The sequence below is a fragment of the Peribacillus sp. RS7 genome, assembly GCF_041956845.1.
Taxonomy (GTDB): Bacteria; Bacillota; Bacilli; order Bacillales; family DSM-1321; genus Peribacillus.
The window spans coordinates 1127816-1147532 of sequence record NZ_CP168135.1; the positions used below are offsets into that span (position 1 = coordinate 1127816).

The window sequence follows — 19717 nt, forward strand, 5'->3', positions numbered from 1 at the left end:
CTATCAATCATTCATTCTTTCGAAAGGGCCTCTTCATGTTCTTTTGCGAATTTTTTCGGTGTTACTTCCTTACCGAACAAAGCCTGGATCATATCCAAGTGGACTTGTGCTACATCTGAATTCATTTGAACGTCGGCAAATAATGTGATATTCGTTGCTGCATTCAATTCATTCAACACATCCACATACATTTGCGGTAGATCCAAAGACTCGGCATCCACTTTAGTTGCGGGAATCACGCCTGCTTTAGTCACGGATTTTTCTCCCCATTCTTTTACGAAGAATGATGTAAATGCCTTCGCTTCTTCTTTTACTTCCGAATCCTCTGCAACGAATAACCCAACACCAGGTCCGCCAACGAAACTGTTCATGTCCCCTTTCCCGTCGACTGTCGGAAATTTGAAATAGCCTACAGAATCTCTGAATTCTTGGGGAACCCCTTCATTTGTCGTGTAATTGGGCAAGTCCCAAGTAGCGATCAAATACATCGCTGCCTGTTCGTTCATGAACATGCTTTTAGCTTCCTCATCGGATAAACCGTTAAAGCCTTTCACGAAAGCATCCATATCCACAAGGTCCTGGACTTTTTTCGCTGCCGAAACCAATGCAGGGTCTTCAAAAGAGCCAGATCTATTGATTGCATTTGTCAATACGTCTGAACCACCCATGCGATCAGCCAAATACATATACCATAATGAACCTGTCCAACGGTCTTTATTTCCAAGTGCGATGGGTGCCACTTCCTTGTCGGATAGCGTTTTCACTACCTTTTCGAACTCTTCATACGTTTTAGGCACTTCAAGGCCATATTTTTCAAATATTGCTTTGTTATAGAATACATTCGCAACATTCAATTCCAAAGGGAGACCATAGGTTTTACCATCGATTGCGTAAGCCTCTGCAGTTCCTGATACGAAACGGTCTTTAAGATCCCCTTCCAATAAATCATCCAGCGGGGCAAACTTCTTGCCGTTGACATAAGGCTCCAAGAACCCTGCTGCCCAGGTCATCCCCACATCCGGTAATTCATCAGAAGTGGACAGTACTTTTAATTTATCTTTATATTGCTCATTACTTAGTACTTCCAGGTCGATTTTCACATCAGGATTTTCCTTTTCAAAATCCCCGATGATCTCTTTTACAATCTGATTATGCGTTTTAGAACTTCCTTCCGGCCATAAATGCATGAATTTAACCACTTTTTTGTCATCAGAACTTGCTTTTTCAGTACCCGATCCTGAACAACCTGAGATTAATAAAATAGATGATATAACGGCAAACAGTAATGTAAACGCTTTCTTTTTACCCATTCCTAACCCTCCCCAAGATATTAAAATATTGATTATTCTGTTTTTTAAGCTTATTAATAGATTATCAAACAACACATCGTTTGTCTAGTCGACAAACAAAGTTTGTAATCGTTTTATAAAATGCTACAATGTAATAAAGTCTTAAAAAACGAAGGTGAAAATCGATTGAATAAAACGTGGAATCAACATGTAGTCAAGGAAGGAAATAAATCATTAGTTCTGCAAACCATCAAGGATCGTTCGCCCATTTCAAGAGCTGATATTGCTGCCCACACCGGTTTGAACAAAGGGACCGTTTCTTCGCTCGTAAGTGAACTGCTGGAAGAGCAGTTCATCTATGAATCTGGACCAGGCGAATCAAGCGGTGGCAGGAGGCCAGTCATGCTGCTCTTTAATCAGGCAGCTGGATATTCCATTGGTATCGATTTAGGCGTCAATTATTTACTGGGGGTGCTAACAGATCTCGAGGGGAATATCTGTCACGAAAAAACTTTGAAATTCAATGAGCCATCATTCGAAGAACTTGAGATCAAACTGTACGAAACCATCGATCACCTCATCTCTTCCGCCCCGCAAAGTCCATACGGTATCGTAGGAATTGGAATAGGGGTTCCGGGAACGGTCAGCACAAACGGAAAAATCTTGCTTGCACCTAATCTCGGTTGGAAAAACATCGATTTACAATCATTGATGCAAACGAGATACAGTCTTCCTGTCATCGTTGAAAACGAAGCGAATGCTGGTGCTTATGGGGAGAAAAAATTTGGTGCCGGCAAGGATTTCAACAATATTGTCTATGTAAGTGTTGGAATCGGGATAGGCGTCGGCCTCATTCTTAATGATCAGCTCTACAGAGGAAATAATGGACTTTCAGGTGAATTGGGCCATATGACGATCGATATACACGGTGCGGAGTGCAGATGTGGAAATGTAGGGTGCTGGGAACTGTATGCATCGGAACAATCCTTAATGAAACAAGCCATTCGTTTAGGAATAGCCCCACCTGCAGACGAGGAGCTTTCCTTGGAAAGTTTATTGTCTCTTGCGGAAGATGGAGATTTGAAAACCATTCACTTATTTGAATATATCGGTGACTATTTAGGCGTGGGCATCAATAACATCATTAATATCTTCAATCCCCAGCAGGTCATCATAGGCAATCGGATGGCTTCTGCGAAACAATGGCTGACTGATCCATTAAACAAACGAATGGTCAATCAAACACAATGGTTTCACCAAAAAGATTTACGAATAAATTTTTCAGAGCTATCGACCCATTCAACAGCTTTAGGGGTAGCCGCATTTTCCGTCGAAAACTTTTTCAAGGATGATATTCCGAATATAGAGGCGATACTCTAAAGATCACAAACCCTTAAATTTGAATAGGAAACTGTCCTGCAAGGAATCGTAGTGAATGTTGCCCATCTTAGATATTCCACAGATATCACAGCTCCCTCCCAGGGATGGTTTCCTATTGAAAAAAGGACCATGCAAGAAAAAGAAAGCGCATACACTCTTTTGGATTGCCGCTCTGCTTATGTTATTCATTACATTGCTATTATTCATAAAAAATATCAATATACGAGGTGGATTACCCATGACAACGATTCAAAACCCCATTTTAACTGGATTCAATCCCGACCCATGCATTTGCCGCGCAGGGGAAGATTATTATATTGCTGTTTCAACGTTTGAATGGTTTCCCGGTGTAGGGATTTACCATTCAAAGGATTTAAAGAATTGGCGATTGGCATCAAGACCCCTGAATCGGCTGAGTCAATTGAATATGATGGGTAACCCGGATTCCGGGGGGATATGGGCACCCGCTTTATCTTTTAGTGACGGGAAATTCTGGCTTATCTATACCGATGTGAAGGTTACAGAAGGTCAATGGAAGGATTGTCACAATTACCTGGTTACTTGCGATACCATCGATGGGGAGTGGTCAGAACCCATTCACATGAACAGCTCAGGCTTTGATCCATCACTATTCCATGATGATGATGGCAGGAAGTATTTCGTTAACATGTATTGGGATCATCGCGTCGGCAATCATACTTTTTATGGAATCATGCTCCAGGAATATAGTGTTGACCAAAAGAAACTTATCGGAAAAGCCGAAATCATCTTCAAGGGAACGGATATCAAACTGACGGAAGCCCCGCATTTATATAAAATGAATGGCCATTACTACCTGTTAACAGCAGAAGGCGGGACAAAATATGATCATCAAGCCACTATCGCCCGTTCAGAAAATTTACGGGGACCCTATGAAGTGCATCCTGAGAATCCATTGATCACTTCCATGCCATATCCCAGAAATCCGCTGCAAAAATCTGGACATGCATCCATCATTCAAACACATACAAATGAATGGTTTCTAGTTCATTTAACAGGCCGCCCATTACCTCAGGACAATCAACCCCTATTGGATCCAAGAGGATTCTGCCCATTAGGAAGGGAAACGGCCATCCAACGCTTGGAATGGAAAAATGACTGGCCTTATGTGGTTGGAGGCAATCAACCGTCCAAAGAAATTGAAGGCCCGGACATCAAGGAAGTAAAGTGGGAAAAAGGATATGAGGAAAAGGATGATTTCAATTTCAAGACATTGAATCCACATTTCCAAACCTTACGTATCCCACTTGGTGAGGATATCGTTTCACTAAATGACAACCCGGGACATTTACGTATATATGGCAAAGAATCGCTAACATCAAAATTCACACAAGCCTTTGTCGCAAGACGCTGGCAGCACTTTACCTTCACAGCAGAAACCAAAGTAGCTTTCAGACCAGATACCTTCCAACAATCAGCAGGGTTAGTAAACTACTATAATACGCAAAATTGGACATCCCTTCAGATTTCCTGGCACGAGGAAAAGGGAAGAATCCTTGAGCTCGTGACCTGTGATAACTTTTCTTTCGATCTGCCGCTTAAGAATAAGGAAATTGTCATTCCGCACGATGTCGACTATGTTTACCTGCGAGTGGATGTGAAAACGGCGATTTACGAATACTCCTATTCATTCGATGGCGAAACCTGGACCCTGATTCCAATCGCATTCCAATCATACAAGCTCTCTGATGATTATATTCAAGGAGGAGGATTCTTTACTGGAGCCTTTGTGGGCATGCAGTGCCAGGATACATCCGGTCAAGGTCAGCACGCAGACTTCGATTACTTCATCTATAAAGAAAAACATGAGTGACTAAGGTTTTAGGGGAAGAGCCTGCCAAGGAACCCGACAAGCTTGGTAATTCTTTAAACGTGAAAACCCTGATTTTTTCGATTAAATGAACGACTGTCTCTTCGTAGACTACAGACTGAGTTATACCAGAGGTTCTTGGGATGGGGAATAACCACTTCTTCCCTCCCTGATCTCAAGATAATAAACACGTTATATATAGCAAATACAGGTAATGGCTTCTACAATGCCATTGATGTTGAGTTGGTTCGAGCAATGCATACAAATCTTCCATTTATATTTCACTCTCGGCAAAATTCATGGCTTCAATAAGAAAAAACCGAAATCAGCCACTGATTTCGGTTTTTCCAGTAAGGATTATTTAATTAGTGATATCTTTCTTCTGGAAGAAGAAGAAAGTTAGCGCTAAAAAGATTAGATAATAGATGCCCAGTACCCCCATTGAAAATCCAAGGGTAGCCCCATCAAACATTTCTATGGTTCCGGAAATATAGCCCCTTAAATCAAGATGGGGGAATAAGACGAATTTTAACCACTCGTATTTACCGATGAATGATTGAATGACCATATTTAACGTCGAAGAAGCGAATAGGATGAAAATGGATATACCTACTGCAAGTGCTTGGTTTTTAAATAATGTGCTTAGCATGAAAGCGATGGTCGTGATGACTAAGAATCCTGGTATCCAGTAAACGATCATGTCTACGAAATATTCGCCGACTACAACCGGACTGAATTCACCGAAAGATGCGGGATCCATGATTTTGTCTGAATACGAGCCATTTCCAAAGAATATGATTCCGATTAGATAACTGAATATAAGTAGGCTCGCAAGTAATAACGCTGCAAATAACAGGGAAGTAATATATTTGGAAAGAAGAATCTTCCACCGTTTATAAGGCCTGATCAACAGTTGTTTTATGGTGCCATCCGAAAATTCCGAGGAAACGAGCGAGCTGCAAACAATGACAACGAATAAAGTGACAAATGATGTTAATGATGTCGTCCATTCCGCCATATAGGTCCAATTCGTGTTTAAGTCAGGGTTTATATTATCAGCCAACTGTTGCTTATTGAGATCAATTTCTTCCATGATCATGGCTTTTTCCTCGTCACTGATATCCTTAGCTTCCAATGCCTTTTGCTGTTCTTGGATATCTGACTTTAACTCTTGCTTCCAATCTTTACTCGTTTCTTCGGGACTTAGTTTATAATCGATGACTGCAGCCCCTAATGCTGCCAATAAAAGAAAAGCGATGAATATATAAGTTGAAACTTTTGAAAAGATTTTCATCCATTCATTTTTTACTAAGGACATCATACAGACTCCCTCATTTCCTGCTCAGTGATTTCAAAGAATTTATCTTCCAGTGATTTTCTAGTAATGCCAATTTCATAGACATCCAGTTGATTTCCATTAAAACTCCTATTTATATCGGCCGTTTGTTCACGAGTGGCCGATACGGAGATTGTCTTCGCATCATATTTTAAGATCGTAATATCGACAAACTGTTCTTGAAGGATTTTTTTAGCTAGCTCCCCATCACTCACAGTGAATGAAACTTCATTGATCGTTTCGGTTTTTTCATCTAATATATGTTCTTTCGTATGTATCAGTTTTCCCTTTTCGATAACGGCAAAACTATCACACATCAATTGCATTTCCGATAGTAAATGGGATGAAATCAATATCCCGACGCCTTCACTTGCCAGTACTTTCAAATAATCACGAAACTCGCGAATCCCTTGTGGATCCAAGCCATTCGTCGGTTCATCAAAAATCAATAACGACGGTTTATGTAAAATGGCCTGTGCCACGCCAAGGCGCTGACGCATCCCTAATGAATAGGTTTTAACCTTCTTATCGATGGCATGATCCAGTTTGACAAGCTTTATGACCTCTTCTATTCTCTCATTGGATATCTCATTGGATGACATTCGGGCATAATGCAGGATATTCTTTCTGCCTGTCATGTACTTATAAAACTCCGGGTTTTCAACAATGGCCCCCAATTGATTCATCGCACCTTCGAAATCTCTATCGAGGTCACTGCCATTGATCATGACAGTACCGCCCGTACGATTGATAAGACCTGTGATCATACGGATGATAGTGGTCTTACCAGCCCCGTTCGGACCAAGCAAACCAAATATTTCATTACTTTTTATTTCAAAGCTAACATTGTCTACAATGGTTGCTTTTCCAATTTTTTTAGTTAAGGATTGAACCTTAAGAACCGATTCAGACATATAATACCTTCCTTTTTTTATATTTTCCAAAATAACACAAATTCAACATTACCATATTATGCATATTATTACTATACTGATATTTTTCCATCTGGATATGGAGCAGCCCATTGGGATTTGATGGACCACAGTTATTTTCAATATCAGCCACAATCAATAGATTTTTTCATCGTTACCATCGATGGAATCCAAGGTGATGGCAGCCTCTCCGACATACCCTTTTTCAAGATACCCAATGATCGTTTCCGTATGCCGCTTCCCTTTTTAATCCTTATAGTGCAATATCATCGAACTCTCGTTAAAGTCTTACTTCTGCGTTACATTCAGCTTAAGCTCTTTGCCAGCCTGTATAGAGGAATATAATCCTGATATATTTTCCACTGCTTGATTTTTGACCTTAATGTCAAATCCTTTTTGCTTAAACATCCCGCCCCCAGAGTTCCCATTATCAATAACACTGCCATCACTTTTTTCCATCGAAATAGCCACAACTCCTATGTATCGTTACCTTTTAATACGTTTCCGAAAGAATAAGGTTTCAGGATTATTTTATCTAATAAGGAAAATTCATGGAAAATCATAAAAAAAGCAAAAAATAGATAAAGAATATAGAAATGGCAAGACCCAAGGCAAAAAGAAAGATTCTTCTAATAAAAGAAGGAAAAAGCCTATATATCATCATTACAATTACATCGATGAAATTCGTTGGTATTCCTGATCCGAACTCTTTGATCTCTTTCTTTTTGCCAAATACGGCGAACCACATTACAAAAAGACCACATAAAATAAAAATGATGGAAAAAATCTTAAACCCCATTATATGTCACCCGTTTCCTCATAGGTTAAACGATATTGTTATATTCTTATCTTAACTGGGTTTGTGGATTCAAGTTTCAAAATGAATTCTTCAACCTCTTTACCCCTTGCATGGGAATACCCTTTGTCCTCACCGAATCTCTCAAATCCGCATTTTTCCAGCACCCGGATGGATGCTAGATTATCCTTGGCCGACCGGGCATAAAGAGGACGAACATTTATTTTCAGCAAAAAATTGACCAGTGCCTCTGTAGCAATTCCTTTACCCCAATATTGCTTCCCAATCCAATAACTCACTTCCGGGTTACCAAACTGTTCAAACTTGAGAATGCTGCCCGCAACACATCCTTTGCAGATTATCGTCATTTTTTGAATATCCCGGTTCGATACGATATTCTTCCAGCGGGTCAGAAAAGCCACTTTGTCTGTTGGATCTTTAGATGTGAAAGCAGCCATATAATTTGCGGACGTATCCAATTGCTGCTCGAAAAAGATAGGAAGATCACTTTCCTTTACCTCCCGCAGCCGGACTCCTTCGTCATTGATATGCAATCCCATAAATTCACCCTCCCCTTCAAAAAAATCTTCATAGAATATAACATTTATTAAAAATCATTGGACGGTAAAAAAGAAAAACCGAAGACTCTGCCATCTTCGGCGTGGTTTCATTCCTTTATCATACTATACTTACCGCCGAACGCTTATTGCTCAATATGTTTTATAACGTCAGATAAGCTCTTATCCACCATGGATCGGAGGCGTAAATGATGGTTTTCAAAAGCTAAAGCTTCCGTCACGGGATTGGTACGATTACACACTTTAATCCAGCAGTCAGGGCCGCTTGAAGCCCATTTAACGAATCTTCAAATGCTACGGCTTCTGTGGGCTGAATATCCAGGACTTCTATTGCCTTTAAATACAAATCAGGAGCTGGTTTTACTTTATCCACATCATCCCCTGTGATTATTACTTCAAAATAGTTTAACAGTCCAAGTTCCCCCAAATGATGCGTGACCCACTCTTTTGTTGAACTTGAAGCGAGGGCGATTTTATATCCATTTTTTTTTGCTTCTTCTAAATAATCCTTTACACCTTCACGTGCCTGTGATATTTTCATCTTTACTTCATGGACGCTTTTTGCTCTGGATTCAATTTCTTCAATATTACAACTTTCCCCCAGCTGATCTTTGAAGTACTGATTAAGTTCAGTATTATCCGTTCCGATGCATGTAACGAAATGTTCGAGAGGCAAATCAGATTTATAAAAAGACATCGTTTCCTTATAAGCCTCATACCAAGCCGTTTCTGTATCTAAAATTAAACCATCAAAGTCGAAAATAACTGCTTTAATCAAAATAATTTCCTCCTCTAACCGTGAAATGGAATTTCTATTAACATAAACGTACATGAATGAATCCCCTTGTTCAACCAAACGGTTCTTTTCGTTCCATGGGAAGCCTGATTATTTTTCATAGAATCCAGAATCCGTTAATTACTAAGGACATGGTAACCCGTTCTCCGCCTCATTTCTTTTCTTTATGTTACATGTTTTAACAATTCCTTAGTGCCTTTGCGGTGTTTTTCCTTAACTGCGTCTAAAAGAGTGATAGTTTAACGAATGGTTTAATTGCAGGAAACAACGAGGAGGATAAACATGAAGAAAATTTTATTAACGATCCTAACGGCTTCTGTATTCATTCTAGGAGTTTGCATGCCAACTAAAGGCGAAGCCGCTGCTTTGGATCGCACACTTTCATTTGGAATAAGTAATGGCGATGTAAAAGAACTACAAGAATTATTACTGACAAAAGGGGTTTTTCCCTATCATGAAGCAACAGGTTACTACGGACCGATTACAAAGGAATCCGTAAAGCAATTTCAGGAAAAATCAGGGCTGAAAGCCGATGGAATAGCAGGAACACAAACGAATCAGAAAATACAGACCCTGAAAAGCGGGGATATGGGAAAACCTGTAGCTGAACTGCAAAGGCTATTGAAAGCCTGGAATGTTTACACATCAACGATCGACGGCATTTATGGAACAGGTACAAAGCAAGCAGTTATGAACTTTCAAAAGCAAAAGGGATTATCAGCTGATGGAATAGCCGGTGCACGGACTTTCAGTAAATTAGATGAAAAAGCAGTTTCAGCAAGTTCAGCCGTTAAAGAACTGACGGTTACAAGTACAGCTTATACAGCGAGCTGCGAAGGGTGCTCAGGCACAACAAGAATGGGCGTCGATTTAAAAAAATATGATGATGCCAAACTGATAGCAGTCGACCCGAATGTGATTCCACTAGGATCAATCGTTGAAGTCGAAGGCTACGGACAAGCCATCGCTGCAGATACGGGCGGAGCGATCAAAGGAAACAGAATCGATGTATTCATCGCAAAAGAAGCGGATGCTTTAACATGGGGAAGAAAGCAAGTGAAGGTTAAAGTAATTAAATGATGCATGACGGAAACGTCATTTTTATATAAAAAGATACATAACAAACAGAAAGAGCATGTATGGATTCAATACATGCTCTTCCTGTATCCTGCTGAGCTATGGATTTCAAGCAGCCGACTTATCAAACCAACTTGTACATGATAATGTCATCGACGTATTCACTTTCGCTCATCTTAAATTCCTTTATTTTTCGTCCTTCTTCAACAAACCCCATACTTTTGTACAAGGCTATTGCCCGATGATTTGTCGAAAAAACTCCTAAACTCACCTTTTCTATTAACGGATTGGCTTCTGCCCAGTCCAATAATGCTTGAACAAGCTCTTTTCCGATTCCCATCCCCCTGTAATTTTTTCTGATCATCAATCCAAATGAGCCCTTGTGAGACATTCTCTTTCTATTTTCCGATTCAAATCCAATCCATCCAATCACTTCACCATTTATTTCGGCCACGATGATGGTTTCCCGTTCATTTTCCAATGACCTTTGTATCCAATCTCTTTGTTGTTCTATTGTTTTATTAAACTCGTTTGATACTGCAATGAAATACTCCCCTTCGGAAATAACGGAACTCTGTAACTCCAAAACAGCTTCCGCATCTTCCAATTCACCAGTCCGAATCATATACGAAAGACTATCATTTTTCATTTCTGACATTCCAATCCCCCTTGACTGCTCCCGCTCGGATTCAATGACTGTGAAAACCTTAGTAAATAGCCATCTGGATCTTTAACTAAAATCTCTTTTTTTACAAAAACACCTTTATCGCTTTCATAATGATTTTCCATCATTTCTCTAAATAAGTTTATTCCATTTCTTTTTAAAGCAGCCGCCAATTTTTCAACATCATCAATATCAATCTGAAAATTAATCCCTCTGCCTAATGGATAGATTAATTCTCCTGTATCCCAGCTCCCATTTATTTCTTCTAGCATCATTTGCGCTTCGCCTAAAGAAAGAAAAGCAAATTTATCATTAACACGCTCATATTCTAAATGGAACCCCAAAATATCCATATAAAACTTTTTCGATTCGCATATATCCGATACTGATAATTCAGGTACTAGTGCATTGAATTTCATATTTGGTCTAAAGTCTCCTTGTCTAACTTTCTTATACAGCCATTATCAATGTAACTTTTCATTACGAACCCTCAATGAATCACGTTCGCATCGAAGTGAACAATAGGACGGCTTTCCATAATTCTGCGTTCGATTTTTTGAACGGTTTTGTATAATTGACTATCCCCACTATTCAAATCGTACTTTTTATGAAAAAAATTATATAACGTCAGGTCCCTTAATTTTAAAAATAGCGGGATCGCTTCGTAATCTGCCCGTTCCAGTTTATTTTCCGTCTCATAACCTTTTATAAATTCCCTCATGAATTTTGCAGCATAATCATCGAGTTCTTTTACACCTTCACGTTCCAAGCTCCATATCAGATAATACAGGGGTATGGCCAAATCGCTGGCAAACCAGTGATAAGAACAGTCATCAAAGTCAAACACATGAATCTTCCCCTCATGAAAATGGAAATTGCCGTTATGTATATCAGAATGAATCAATCCAAAATTATCTTGATGAACTGGAAGCGCATTTAATTTCTTCATGATTAATTCTTGTTGGTGCTTCACTTGCTCTGGAACATCAGATTGATAGAGTTCGGCATTCAATAATTCTTCTTCATGCCAATCCAGCCTTTTATATTCCGTTTCAGGCTTGTAACTTTTTGTTTTTTTATGTAGTTGCCCTATTGTTCTTCCCCATTCAAAAAATAAATGTTCGTCGAAATTTTCATCGGTGACTTTCATCCTTACACCAGGAGCCTTTTCAAACAGGCAGCAATAAAAATCCGTGCCATCCAGACCCTTTACAATTTCAACTAAATTATTTCCTGTCGAAGAGATGACTTTCGGAATTTCACTTCCATTATTCTGTAAATGCTCAATCCACTTCAACTCAGCAAGCACTTGCCCTTTTGTACGATGTGATTGGTGTGTCATTCTTAAGATGTATGGCGTTCCATTCCGGTAAACCTCAAATACATAGTTCTCTGCATCTCCAAGTTTTACTGGACTCCCTGAACTCACTTGAAAAAAGTGCCCAGCCATTTCTACCAATTCATTAGAAAAAATCCGCTCTACCGACGCTTCCATACTCTTCACTCCCATTAATGATGTTGCTAACTTAGTTAATAAAAAAACGAATTATACTATGCTTTATACGATATCAAGATGCCTTTTCCCTTTATTTGTATATCATTCTTCTTTAATAAAACTTTATGATAACCAGGATAAAGATATGTTTATAGGGATGAAGCAATTACGGACTCCCACCAGTTATCACTCTATCCCCAAAGTTTAACGCATCACTTGGTTCATAAAGAAACCTATATAAATGAAACCATATTTTTCATAGGATCCTTTGTGGTCAGTACAAAGGAAAACTAATGTTTGGTATACTATTCGTATAATCATTAGGGAGCATATCTTATGAAAACAGAAATGTTTCAAAGTATCCAAGAGTTCCTAATCGGCAAAATTGATCCTTCATTTATAATCGTGTTTAGCTCAAACGCGAAGAATACTACACATCGAGATAGTGACATCGATGTGGCGTCCTTACAGTACCTATGAGCTTTTTTATTGGCCCAGGAACGGCAGATATCCTTGAAATAGATGTTGATCTTTCAGGCACAGATTCACACGACTGGTACTGTGATATATTCAAAGGATGACCCCTTCTTAAAAACCAACAAATGACTGTTCTTAGCATGTAAGCTAAATTGGATAAGGAACGTGAAAACATCTTAAAAAAATAGGGGAAAGTGGGACCATATATGAAGAATGATGTGATTTTAAACAAAATCAATGCAATAGAACGTTGCATGAACCGCGTTAAGGTGGTATATGCGAATAATCCAGAAAACCTAAAGGACTTTACCAAACAAGATTCCATCATCCTTAATATACAACGTGCTTGCGAATCCTCGATCGACTTGGCCATGCATATTGTAGCTGATCAAAGACTCGGGTTGCCTCAGTCAAGCAGGGATGCTTTTGATATGTTGCAGGAACACTCGGTAATTGATGAAGATACAGCAAAGCGCTTAAAAGCTATGGTTGGATTTAGAAATATTGCCGTGCATGATTACCAAACCATTAATTTAGATATTTTAAAACAAATCGTAGTGAATCATCTCAGTGATTTCACTGTTTTTACAAAACAAGTCCTGAATTTCAAGTAAAGAGGTTTTCCTGAAATTTGGGACTAGAAACCTCATATATAAAATAGGAAATTGGCTAATAACAGGGGCATCTTGAAAAAAGTCATTAGAATAAAGGGGAAAGATATAGATGGCGGAATTAATCGACTGGAAACATGGTGCTCACGGGCATAAATTTATAGCTTCTTTTAGCGGAGGAAAAGATAGTGTCCTAGCTCTGTATAAAGCAATGAAGGTTGGAGAAGCGGTTGGACTGATCGTCATGCTGGAGGAAGAAGGGAAACGTTCCAGATCCCATGGAATGCCTCCTGAGCTCATACGTGCCCAAGCGAATTCCATAGGTTTGCCCGTATATACTGCAGCTGCAAGTTGGACAGATTATGAAAAAGTATTTATGCGCCTTTTAGAAAAAGCTAAAAATCAAGGAGCGGAAGTTTTAGTAACTGGAGACTTGGATATGCCTGCTCATGGCTGTTGGCATGAAAAGGTTACAAAAAATGCGGGATTAAAGCTTGGGATGCCTTTATGGGAAATGAACCATCGTGAAGCTGTCGAAGAGTTCATGAATCTAGGATTTGTAACGATCATTGTAACTGTTAATTTATCATTGGGAATGCGAGAGGACGACTTAGGGCGAACGTTGACCCATGAATACGTGAAGGATCTTGAAGCCCGTGGTATCGACCCTTGCGGAGAAGGTGGAGAGTTCCATACCACGGTAATAGATGGGCCCATTTTTAAGCATCCCATTCCAGTTCGTAAATGTGAGATCATTAAGGATGGAGAATATGCCTTTTTGCCTTTGGAGCTAGATCAGATGGCAGATATAGTATAAAATCACATAAAAAAGATAGTGAGGGTATCCCTCACTATCTTTTTCCGTTAATTTACATAATTTCAGCGGAAAGGCTAGTAAGAGTTGTCCCATATAAAAAACGCCCAATAGGGCGCCTAATCATGATTCCTTCTCTTCTTCATCATTTGCTATTTTATTGAACTTCAAGATGGATTCTTGGATTACTGGATTGTTGAATTCTTCCTGAATGGCTGATTGTACAAATGAATCCGCTTCATTCGTTTCGTCCCAAGCATTAGCTCTGTACTCTGGATCATTATTCGAATGCTCCCTGGTATCTTCTGAACCTTGCCGACGATTTGATTGACCGTTTTGTTTCTCATTATTCGACAACTATTTTCACCTCTTCACACATTAGAGTTCGTAAAGCCCAAAAATGAAAAAAGTTTTAATTGCCTCTAAAGTTCCTCTTCCTTCATTGAAATCGGTGAACCAGTTGAAGTATGTTGATTAACCCAGTCAAGCGACACTTTTGAAACGGCAGGCCACTCAGGGATTTGGTTTTTATGCTGTTCCACCCAGCTCATGCAATATTGGGGATCTATATTGCTTTCTTCGGATTTTGCCAAGAATGACTGAATTGTAGTTTCCGTACAGTTTTCCCATGATCCACATGTATCCTGCCAAATATTTTCCATTTTCATTTGTATATTTTCGTCAGGCATCGGGGTTCCTCCTTTAGTTAAAATTTTCTTTAAGAGTCTTAACTAAGTATGTCCAAGGCTAAAAAAATCATTACAAAATTTTTCCGAATTAATGTTAAGTACGACTACAGCACCCGTTTTCATAAAGTTTCAGGCTTTTACTCGTGAGTTTCGAGCTTTACTCGTGAGTTTCGAGCTTTTACTCGTGAGTTTCGAGCTTTACTCGTGAGTTTCGAGCTTTACTCGTGAGTTTTGAGCTTTTTCTCGTGAGTTTCGAGCTTTTACTCGTGAGTTTCAGGCTTTTACTCGTGAGTTTCGAGCTTTTTCTCGTGAGTTTCGAGCTTTACTCGTGAGTTTCGAGCTTTACTCGTGAGTTTCGAGCTTTACTCGTGAGTTTCAGGCTTTTACTCGTGAGTTTCGAGCTTTACTCGTGAGTTTCGAGCTTTACTCGTGAGTTTCGAGCTTTTACTCGTGAGTTTTGAGCTTTTACTCGTGAGTTTCGAGCTTTTACTCGTAAGTTTCGAGCATTTACTCGTAAGTTTGGTCGATACATGAGTTTGCGGCTTTTATGCAAGGAATGAAATTACTGTTCCCGTGGCAAACACCTTCAAAAACGACCGTTGCCCCGATAGTCACATAAAAAAAAAGCTGATTACTCAGCTCTTGTACTTGATTACTGCTATTTTTAATCACAATGTTTTCCTGAATGAATAGCACCATTTATCATAATCAAATTTCTCTTCATAAAAACGGTGCGCATCATTTCGCTGAATTCCAGATTCCAATGCCACATATGCAGCTCCATTTTCTTTTGCCCAGTTATGTATATAACTTAATAATTTCTCTCCATATCCAAATGAACGGTGCGCAGTATCTGTTACCAGATCATAAATAAACACGTGACGTTTATTATAAAAGTTAACTCTCCAACTTAAACCAGCCAAGGATACAATCCGGTCATCCTTATATAAAGCATACAAACGATACCCATCTTTCCTCATTTCTTCTAGTGACTCCAGATATGTCTTTTGAGTTAAGTCAGTACGTAACTGATTCATAATTGGAAAGGCTGCTAACCATTGTTCTTTCTCTGTTAATTCTTGTATTGTTTCTACCGTTGAATTCACATTAACACCCCTGAAAATTTTATTAACATTACATTCAACTTTGAACACCGTAATTCCTCCATCAGATTGCAAGGGGCGCGTCCCATCTGTACACTTTTATTATTTTAATTTCCTATGCCGGGCGAATTCATTAATACAATTCTCCAACCATCCGGGTCTTCAATGGTAACACCTGACTTTTCCCAATATGGATTCTCTGGAGAAACTGGATCATACCCCATAGCTTTCAATCTATTTGCGATTTCTTCAATGGTCTTACGTTCAGGAATATAAAAGACAAGCAGATTATCCTTTGATGGGGCAGGACAAGGACTGCCATCTTTATGTTGAGTGAACTCTAAATGATAGTCGGAATCAGGTAGCCCGATCATGATACCGTCATATCCCTCGTGCCCTTCAAAGGAACCAATTTTTTTCAAACCTAATCCTTCACAATAGAAGTTGACAACCTTTTTTAGTTGATCAGTAGGACGTGCAACTCGGATTTGCGCTACTTTCATTTCTTTTGGCCATTTACTTTCCATTGTCCCATCCCTCTCTGTATATCGAATTACTGCGGAAACCCTTATTTAAGTATCGATTTTTCTTCCTTCAAGTTTATCTTACCAATACGCGTGCCTAACCCTAAGGCAATAGCAGCACCTAAACAACTGAAAAGACAGCCAGCAGCCAAGAAAATGGATGGATCTGATTCACCAATCATCACTGAAGCTATACCTCCAATTGCCGGAAAAAGGGCAACCATGTATCCACTTTTCGCCCCACCTATTTTCTCTACAAGCTTTAGGTAGAATAGCCAAGCTCCAAAGGAAGCGAATATAGTTAAATAGAACAAAGCAGATAAATATGTAATAGATGTTGGCAGACTGACTGCCTGTCCTTTAATGAACACAATTGCCCCTAAAAGAATTCCCCCTGCCGCAAATCCAAGTACATTAGCATAGATTGGATTTACTTTATTCTTAGCATTTCTAGCTGAGCTAGCATCGCCCAATGCAGTAAGGATCGTACCAAGAACAGCTATCATGATACCTTTTATATCATTAAAACCATGAATGTCATTCAAACTTGGGTAAATAACGATACAAACAGCCAGCACTCCAATTACCCCGCCAATTAAGATACGGGGATGTAATTGTTCTTTCAAAAAAATACGGAGGGCAATGGGTGTTAAAATGACTTTCAATGAAAATATCAATGTAACCATTGCCGCTGAACTTAAGATAGTGGCGTAATAGAGGCATAAATAACTTAAGGCAAAATTACATATACCAAACACAATAATAAATGGAACATCCTTTTTCATTGGTTTTCCTTTAGGTCTAAGAATGCACAATAGAATGAAAAATAGGATAGCCGTCAAACTTAAACGATACGTTAAAGATAATTCTAAACTCACAGGCGTACCTTGAATCTTTACGGCAATAAAATTAAGCCCCCATACCAATAAACAAAATAAATACATAAAGTTAGTCATATAAAGCGATATGGCCCACTTTCTTAGATTATTTCACCCATTATTCCTAAAGTTTTTTTATCGCCTATTAACGGAATCACCCAGAATAATGGAATAATAAAGAAATATTACCAGCTATGAGGGAATTGTCAATCTAAACGACTTTTCAAGAAAAGATGCGACCATTAATGCTGAATTAAAAAAGCACTCCAGTTAATTTGGAGTGCCTTCAAATTGAGTTCATTGAATCAACTTTGGATTATGCTAACGACTATTAGCCTTTATAGCTAACTTGTCCAGTTTCAACCAATTCCTTCAGTCCCATGAACATTAAATTCCAGCCATGTTCAGATCCATCATGATATTCTCCAAGAGCTTTTTCAATATCCGCTTCTGTCCAATTTTCTTCATGAGGAACGTTGATGTTTTGTGAAAAGGTCATTTCACAGCCCTGTTGAAGTTCCTTCAGCTCAACTGTAATGGTATCTTCCGATTCACTAAACTGCGGCATTTTAAAAGTGAACACTAATTTGTTTGGAGAGTCTATTTCAAGATACTCCCCTATCGCCCGATAATCTTTTCCATCGCGATGATCAATAATTTCCCAAGTGCCTCCCACTTGAGGATCATTTTGTGCCACCTTATTTGTCCCCTCCAATGTAAAAAACCATTTTCTCATCATCTCAGGGTTCAACCATGCATCAAAAACTCTTTCAGGTACTACATCAAAATTTCTTGTCATCTTTAAAGTGGTTGTTGAATGTTTTTGCATTTACAGACCCCTTACGTAATTTAATGTTCTTTCTTTTTTGCTTTCAATAACTCATTCTCAAGAAGATCAAAACGATTACTCCAAAATTCCTCATATAAATGCAGCCATTCTGTAGCTTGTGATAATGATCCGGTATTCAATCGACAGATGTGAGTTCTTCCATCGACAATCTTATCGACTATATTTGCCCGCTCCAAGACCTTTATATGCTTTGAAATAGCAGCCAAAGACATTTCAAATGGTTTCGCTAGTTCAGAAACCGTCCTTTCTTTCAGAGCCATCATCTGAACCATTTCTCTTCTTGTTGAATCAGCTAAAGCATGAAAAATTTCATTTAAATTATCCTCATTTTGCTTAACCATATAGTTAATATAACAGTTTTTCGCCCTTAACATTCAACCATTTGGTTAAATATGAATGTATGCACTACATCAAATAAAAAACCCTTCGTGAAAAATGAAGGGTTTTTACCTTTTTACATACTTTTTAGTTCTTCTTTTGAGACAGCACACCAACCATGTGCTTCAAGTTTCCCTATGTAGGTTTCTATTTTGATTTCCTGAATTTCTAACGCAAGTGGGTGCAGCGAAACAAAACATTCATTCGAAGCATAATTAATCGAAACTTTTACAACTTCATATCCATTATGAAACCCTGGATCGAATCCCGGATCATCGATTATATCCCCTCTGACAGGACGAATATCAGATTCGAATGTTTTCATCATCGATATACTCTTTTCTTGTTCTTTTACAGACGATATGAAAATCAGTAAATTTATTTTCATTGCAGTCTCCTTTTCTCTAACCTTAGCACCTCTATCTTTATAAAAAAAGATCCCTCATAATAATGAATCGCACTGATAAGATTACATTCCCATTTTCCTTCAATCAATATGCCCCGATAGTTCCTAGGAAAAAGCTACCGAAACTCTCATACTTCCGTCATGGGCTAACACACTGCCTATTTTATAATAAAATACAAAACCATTATGATTATAAATACCATAATATAAGTCAACCATCCTACTTTATTTGATACCGATTTCTGAAGGCATTCGATCTTTGATAAAATAAAAAAGACACAATAAATCACAGCAAATATACATAACCCTATAAGCCAAAAGGAGATTCCTATTTTTTTAAGAAAATAAGGAAGAAAAGTTAGTATAATTACAAATGAAATGCCCCTAGCTACATTTTCCCATTTTTTCAATCTATCCACCACCGTTATTTTTGCAAATTTTGTCAACATTCCTATAATGAACGATTTATTTTGGTACTGGATTCCCCCCTGTTGATTATCTTAAAATATCAACCCATTTATGAATTCTAATAATTTATAAGCGAAAATAATTAATAATTGATACAGGGCAATGGGGATTAGTGTAACGAATGGGAAGTACTTTATCCTATTTTTTTCTTTCCTTTTCAAAGCTATAATCGTACAAACAATAGAAGCACCATACAGACTCAAACTACTAATTAGAAATATATTATCTAACCTGCCATTCATCGTTTCGATTGTAGCAAATAAAATAACGGAGCCATAATTCCAACGATGGCTGCCGTAAAACTAAATATATCTTTCTTCATTTCAA

At 38.5% G+C, this 19717-nt stretch carries 21 protein-coding genes and 2 pseudogenes; 5 read left to right on the top strand and 18 right to left on the bottom strand.

The window, feature by feature from the left end:
• Positions 1-11: 11 nt before the first annotated feature.
• Positions 12-1310: an extracellular solute-binding protein gene (locus ACDZ29_RS05765; protein WP_375090304.1), complete on the bottom strand. Its 1299-nt coding sequence runs from the start codon at positions 1308-1310 to the stop codon at positions 12-14.
• 120 nt (positions 1311-1430) lie between these two features.
• On the opposite strand from ACDZ29_RS05765, the gene ACDZ29_RS05770 reads away from it, so the two are divergent.
• Both ACDZ29_RS05770 and ACDZ29_RS05775 read left to right on the top strand, forming a co-directional pair.
• Positions 1431-2669, top strand: coding sequence for an ROK family protein (locus ACDZ29_RS05770; RefSeq protein WP_375090306.1), 1239 nt, complete (start codon positions 1431-1433; stop codon positions 2667-2669).
• A gap of 238 nt (positions 2670-2907) precedes the next feature.
• Complete coding sequence (locus ACDZ29_RS05775; RefSeq protein WP_375090308.1) at positions 2908-4521, top strand: glycoside hydrolase family 43 protein; 1614 nt, start codon at positions 2908-2910, stop codon at positions 4519-4521.
• A 358-nt stretch (positions 4522-4879) separates the two neighbouring features.
• On the opposite strand, the gene ACDZ29_RS05780 is transcribed toward ACDZ29_RS05775, so the two are convergent.
• From ACDZ29_RS05780 to ACDZ29_RS05800, 5 genes and pseudogenes are all read right to left on the bottom strand, one after another.
• Entirely contained in the window at positions 4880-5836 is a 957-nt protein-coding gene (locus ACDZ29_RS05780; RefSeq protein ID WP_375090310.1) for an ABC transporter permease, read from the bottom strand.
• On the bottom strand, positions 5836-6768 hold the full coding sequence (locus ACDZ29_RS05785; protein ID WP_370016418.1) for an ABC transporter ATP-binding protein: 933 nt from the start codon (positions 6766-6768) through the stop codon (positions 5836-5838). Before ACDZ29_RS05785 ends, ACDZ29_RS05780 begins: the two co-directional genes overlap by 1 nt.
• Before the next feature lie 306 nt (positions 6769-7074).
• Complete coding sequence (locus ACDZ29_RS05790; protein WP_370016419.1) at positions 7075-7245, bottom strand: hypothetical protein; 171 nt, start codon at positions 7243-7245, stop codon at positions 7075-7077.
• A gap of 378 nt (positions 7246-7623) precedes the next feature.
• Positions 7624-8142 carry a GNAT family N-acetyltransferase gene (locus ACDZ29_RS05795; protein WP_375090311.1) on the bottom strand — a complete coding sequence of 173 codons (519 nt, stop codon included), beginning with the start codon at positions 8140-8142 and terminating at the stop codon, positions 7624-7626.
• Positions 8143-8285: 143 nt separating this feature from the next.
• Positions 8286-8935, bottom strand: a pseudogene (locus ACDZ29_RS05800) (HAD family hydrolase).
• A gap of 303 nt (positions 8936-9238) precedes the next feature.
• Between ACDZ29_RS05800 and ACDZ29_RS05805 the strand changes: the two are divergent.
• Positions 9239-10036, top strand: coding sequence for a peptidoglycan-binding protein (locus tag ACDZ29_RS05805; RefSeq protein WP_289326487.1), 798 nt, complete (start codon positions 9239-9241; stop codon positions 10034-10036).
• A gap of 121 nt (positions 10037-10157) precedes the next feature.
• Here ACDZ29_RS05805 and ACDZ29_RS05810 read toward each other — a convergent pair whose 3' ends face one another.
• The 3 genes from ACDZ29_RS05810 to ACDZ29_RS05820 all read right to left on the bottom strand — a co-directional run bounded on the left by ACDZ29_RS05810 (position 10158) and on the right by ACDZ29_RS05820 (position 12192).
• On the bottom strand, positions 10158-10691 hold the full coding sequence (locus ACDZ29_RS05810; protein ID WP_289326488.1) for a GNAT family N-acetyltransferase: 534 nt from the start codon (positions 10689-10691) through the stop codon (positions 10158-10160).
• Positions 10679-11116: a bleomycin resistance protein gene (locus ACDZ29_RS05815; protein ID WP_375090314.1), complete on the bottom strand. Its 438-nt coding sequence runs from the start codon at positions 11114-11116 to the stop codon at positions 10679-10681. Before ACDZ29_RS05815 ends, ACDZ29_RS05810 begins: the two co-directional genes overlap by 13 nt.
• A 71-nt stretch (positions 11117-11187) precedes the next feature.
• Complete coding sequence (locus tag ACDZ29_RS05820; RefSeq protein ID WP_375090316.1) at positions 11188-12192, bottom strand: phosphotransferase enzyme family protein; 1005 nt, start codon at positions 12190-12192, stop codon at positions 11188-11190.
• A 683-nt stretch (positions 12193-12875) separates the two neighbouring features.
• Between ACDZ29_RS05820 and ACDZ29_RS05825 the strand changes: the two genes are divergently transcribed.
• Positions 12876-13283, top strand: coding sequence for a DUF86 domain-containing protein (locus tag ACDZ29_RS05825; protein ID WP_375090318.1), 408 nt, complete (start codon positions 12876-12878; stop codon positions 13281-13283).
• Positions 13284-13392: 109 nt separating this feature from the next.
• The gene (locus ACDZ29_RS05830) at positions 13393-14097 is read left to right on the top strand and encodes a diphthine--ammonia ligase (protein WP_375090319.1); all 705 of its coding nucleotides are present in this window, start codon (positions 13393-13395) and stop codon (positions 14095-14097) included.
• 120 nt (positions 14098-14217) lie between these two features.
• Here ACDZ29_RS05830 and ACDZ29_RS05835 read toward each other — a convergent pair whose 3' ends face one another.
• The 9 genes and pseudogenes from ACDZ29_RS05835 to ACDZ29_RS05875 form a co-directional block, all read right to left on the bottom strand.
• Complete coding sequence (locus ACDZ29_RS05835; RefSeq protein WP_375090321.1) at positions 14218-14451, bottom strand: hypothetical protein; 234 nt, start codon at positions 14449-14451, stop codon at positions 14218-14220.
• Positions 14452-14516: 65 nt separating this feature from the next.
• Complete coding sequence (locus ACDZ29_RS05840; protein WP_370016425.1) at positions 14517-14783, bottom strand: hypothetical protein; 267 nt, start codon at positions 14781-14783, stop codon at positions 14517-14519.
• A gap of 383 nt (positions 14784-15166) precedes the next feature.
• A pseudogene (locus tag ACDZ29_RS05845) lies at positions 15167-15250 on the bottom strand (hypothetical protein); the annotation flags it as partial.
• Positions 15251-15451: 201 nt separating this feature from the next.
• Positions 15452-15889 carry a GNAT family N-acetyltransferase gene (locus ACDZ29_RS05850; protein ID WP_370016427.1) on the bottom strand — a complete coding sequence of 146 codons (438 nt, stop codon included), beginning with the start codon at positions 15887-15889 and terminating at the stop codon, positions 15452-15454.
• 104 nt (positions 15890-15993) lie between these two features.
• Complete coding sequence (locus ACDZ29_RS05855) at positions 15994-16413, bottom strand: VOC family protein (RefSeq protein WP_370016428.1); 420 nt, start codon at positions 16411-16413, stop codon at positions 15994-15996.
• Positions 16414-16454: 41 nt separating this feature from the next.
• Positions 16455-17366, bottom strand: coding sequence for a DMT family transporter (locus tag ACDZ29_RS05860; RefSeq protein WP_375090324.1), 912 nt, complete (start codon positions 17364-17366; stop codon positions 16455-16457).
• 253 nt (positions 17367-17619) lie between these two features.
• Complete coding sequence (locus ACDZ29_RS05865; protein WP_375090325.1) at positions 17620-18117, bottom strand: SRPBCC domain-containing protein; 498 nt, start codon at positions 18115-18117, stop codon at positions 17620-17622.
• A 20-nt stretch (positions 18118-18137) separates the two neighbouring features.
• On the bottom strand, positions 18138-18479 hold the full coding sequence (locus tag ACDZ29_RS05870; RefSeq protein WP_375090327.1) for an ArsR/SmtB family transcription factor: 342 nt from the start codon (positions 18477-18479) through the stop codon (positions 18138-18140).
• Positions 18480-18592: 113 nt separating this feature from the next.
• Positions 18593-18904 carry a hypothetical protein gene (locus tag ACDZ29_RS05875; protein ID WP_375090328.1) on the bottom strand — a complete coding sequence of 104 codons (312 nt, stop codon included), beginning with the start codon at positions 18902-18904 and terminating at the stop codon, positions 18593-18595.
• Between the last annotated feature and the right edge of the window lie 813 nt (positions 18905-19717).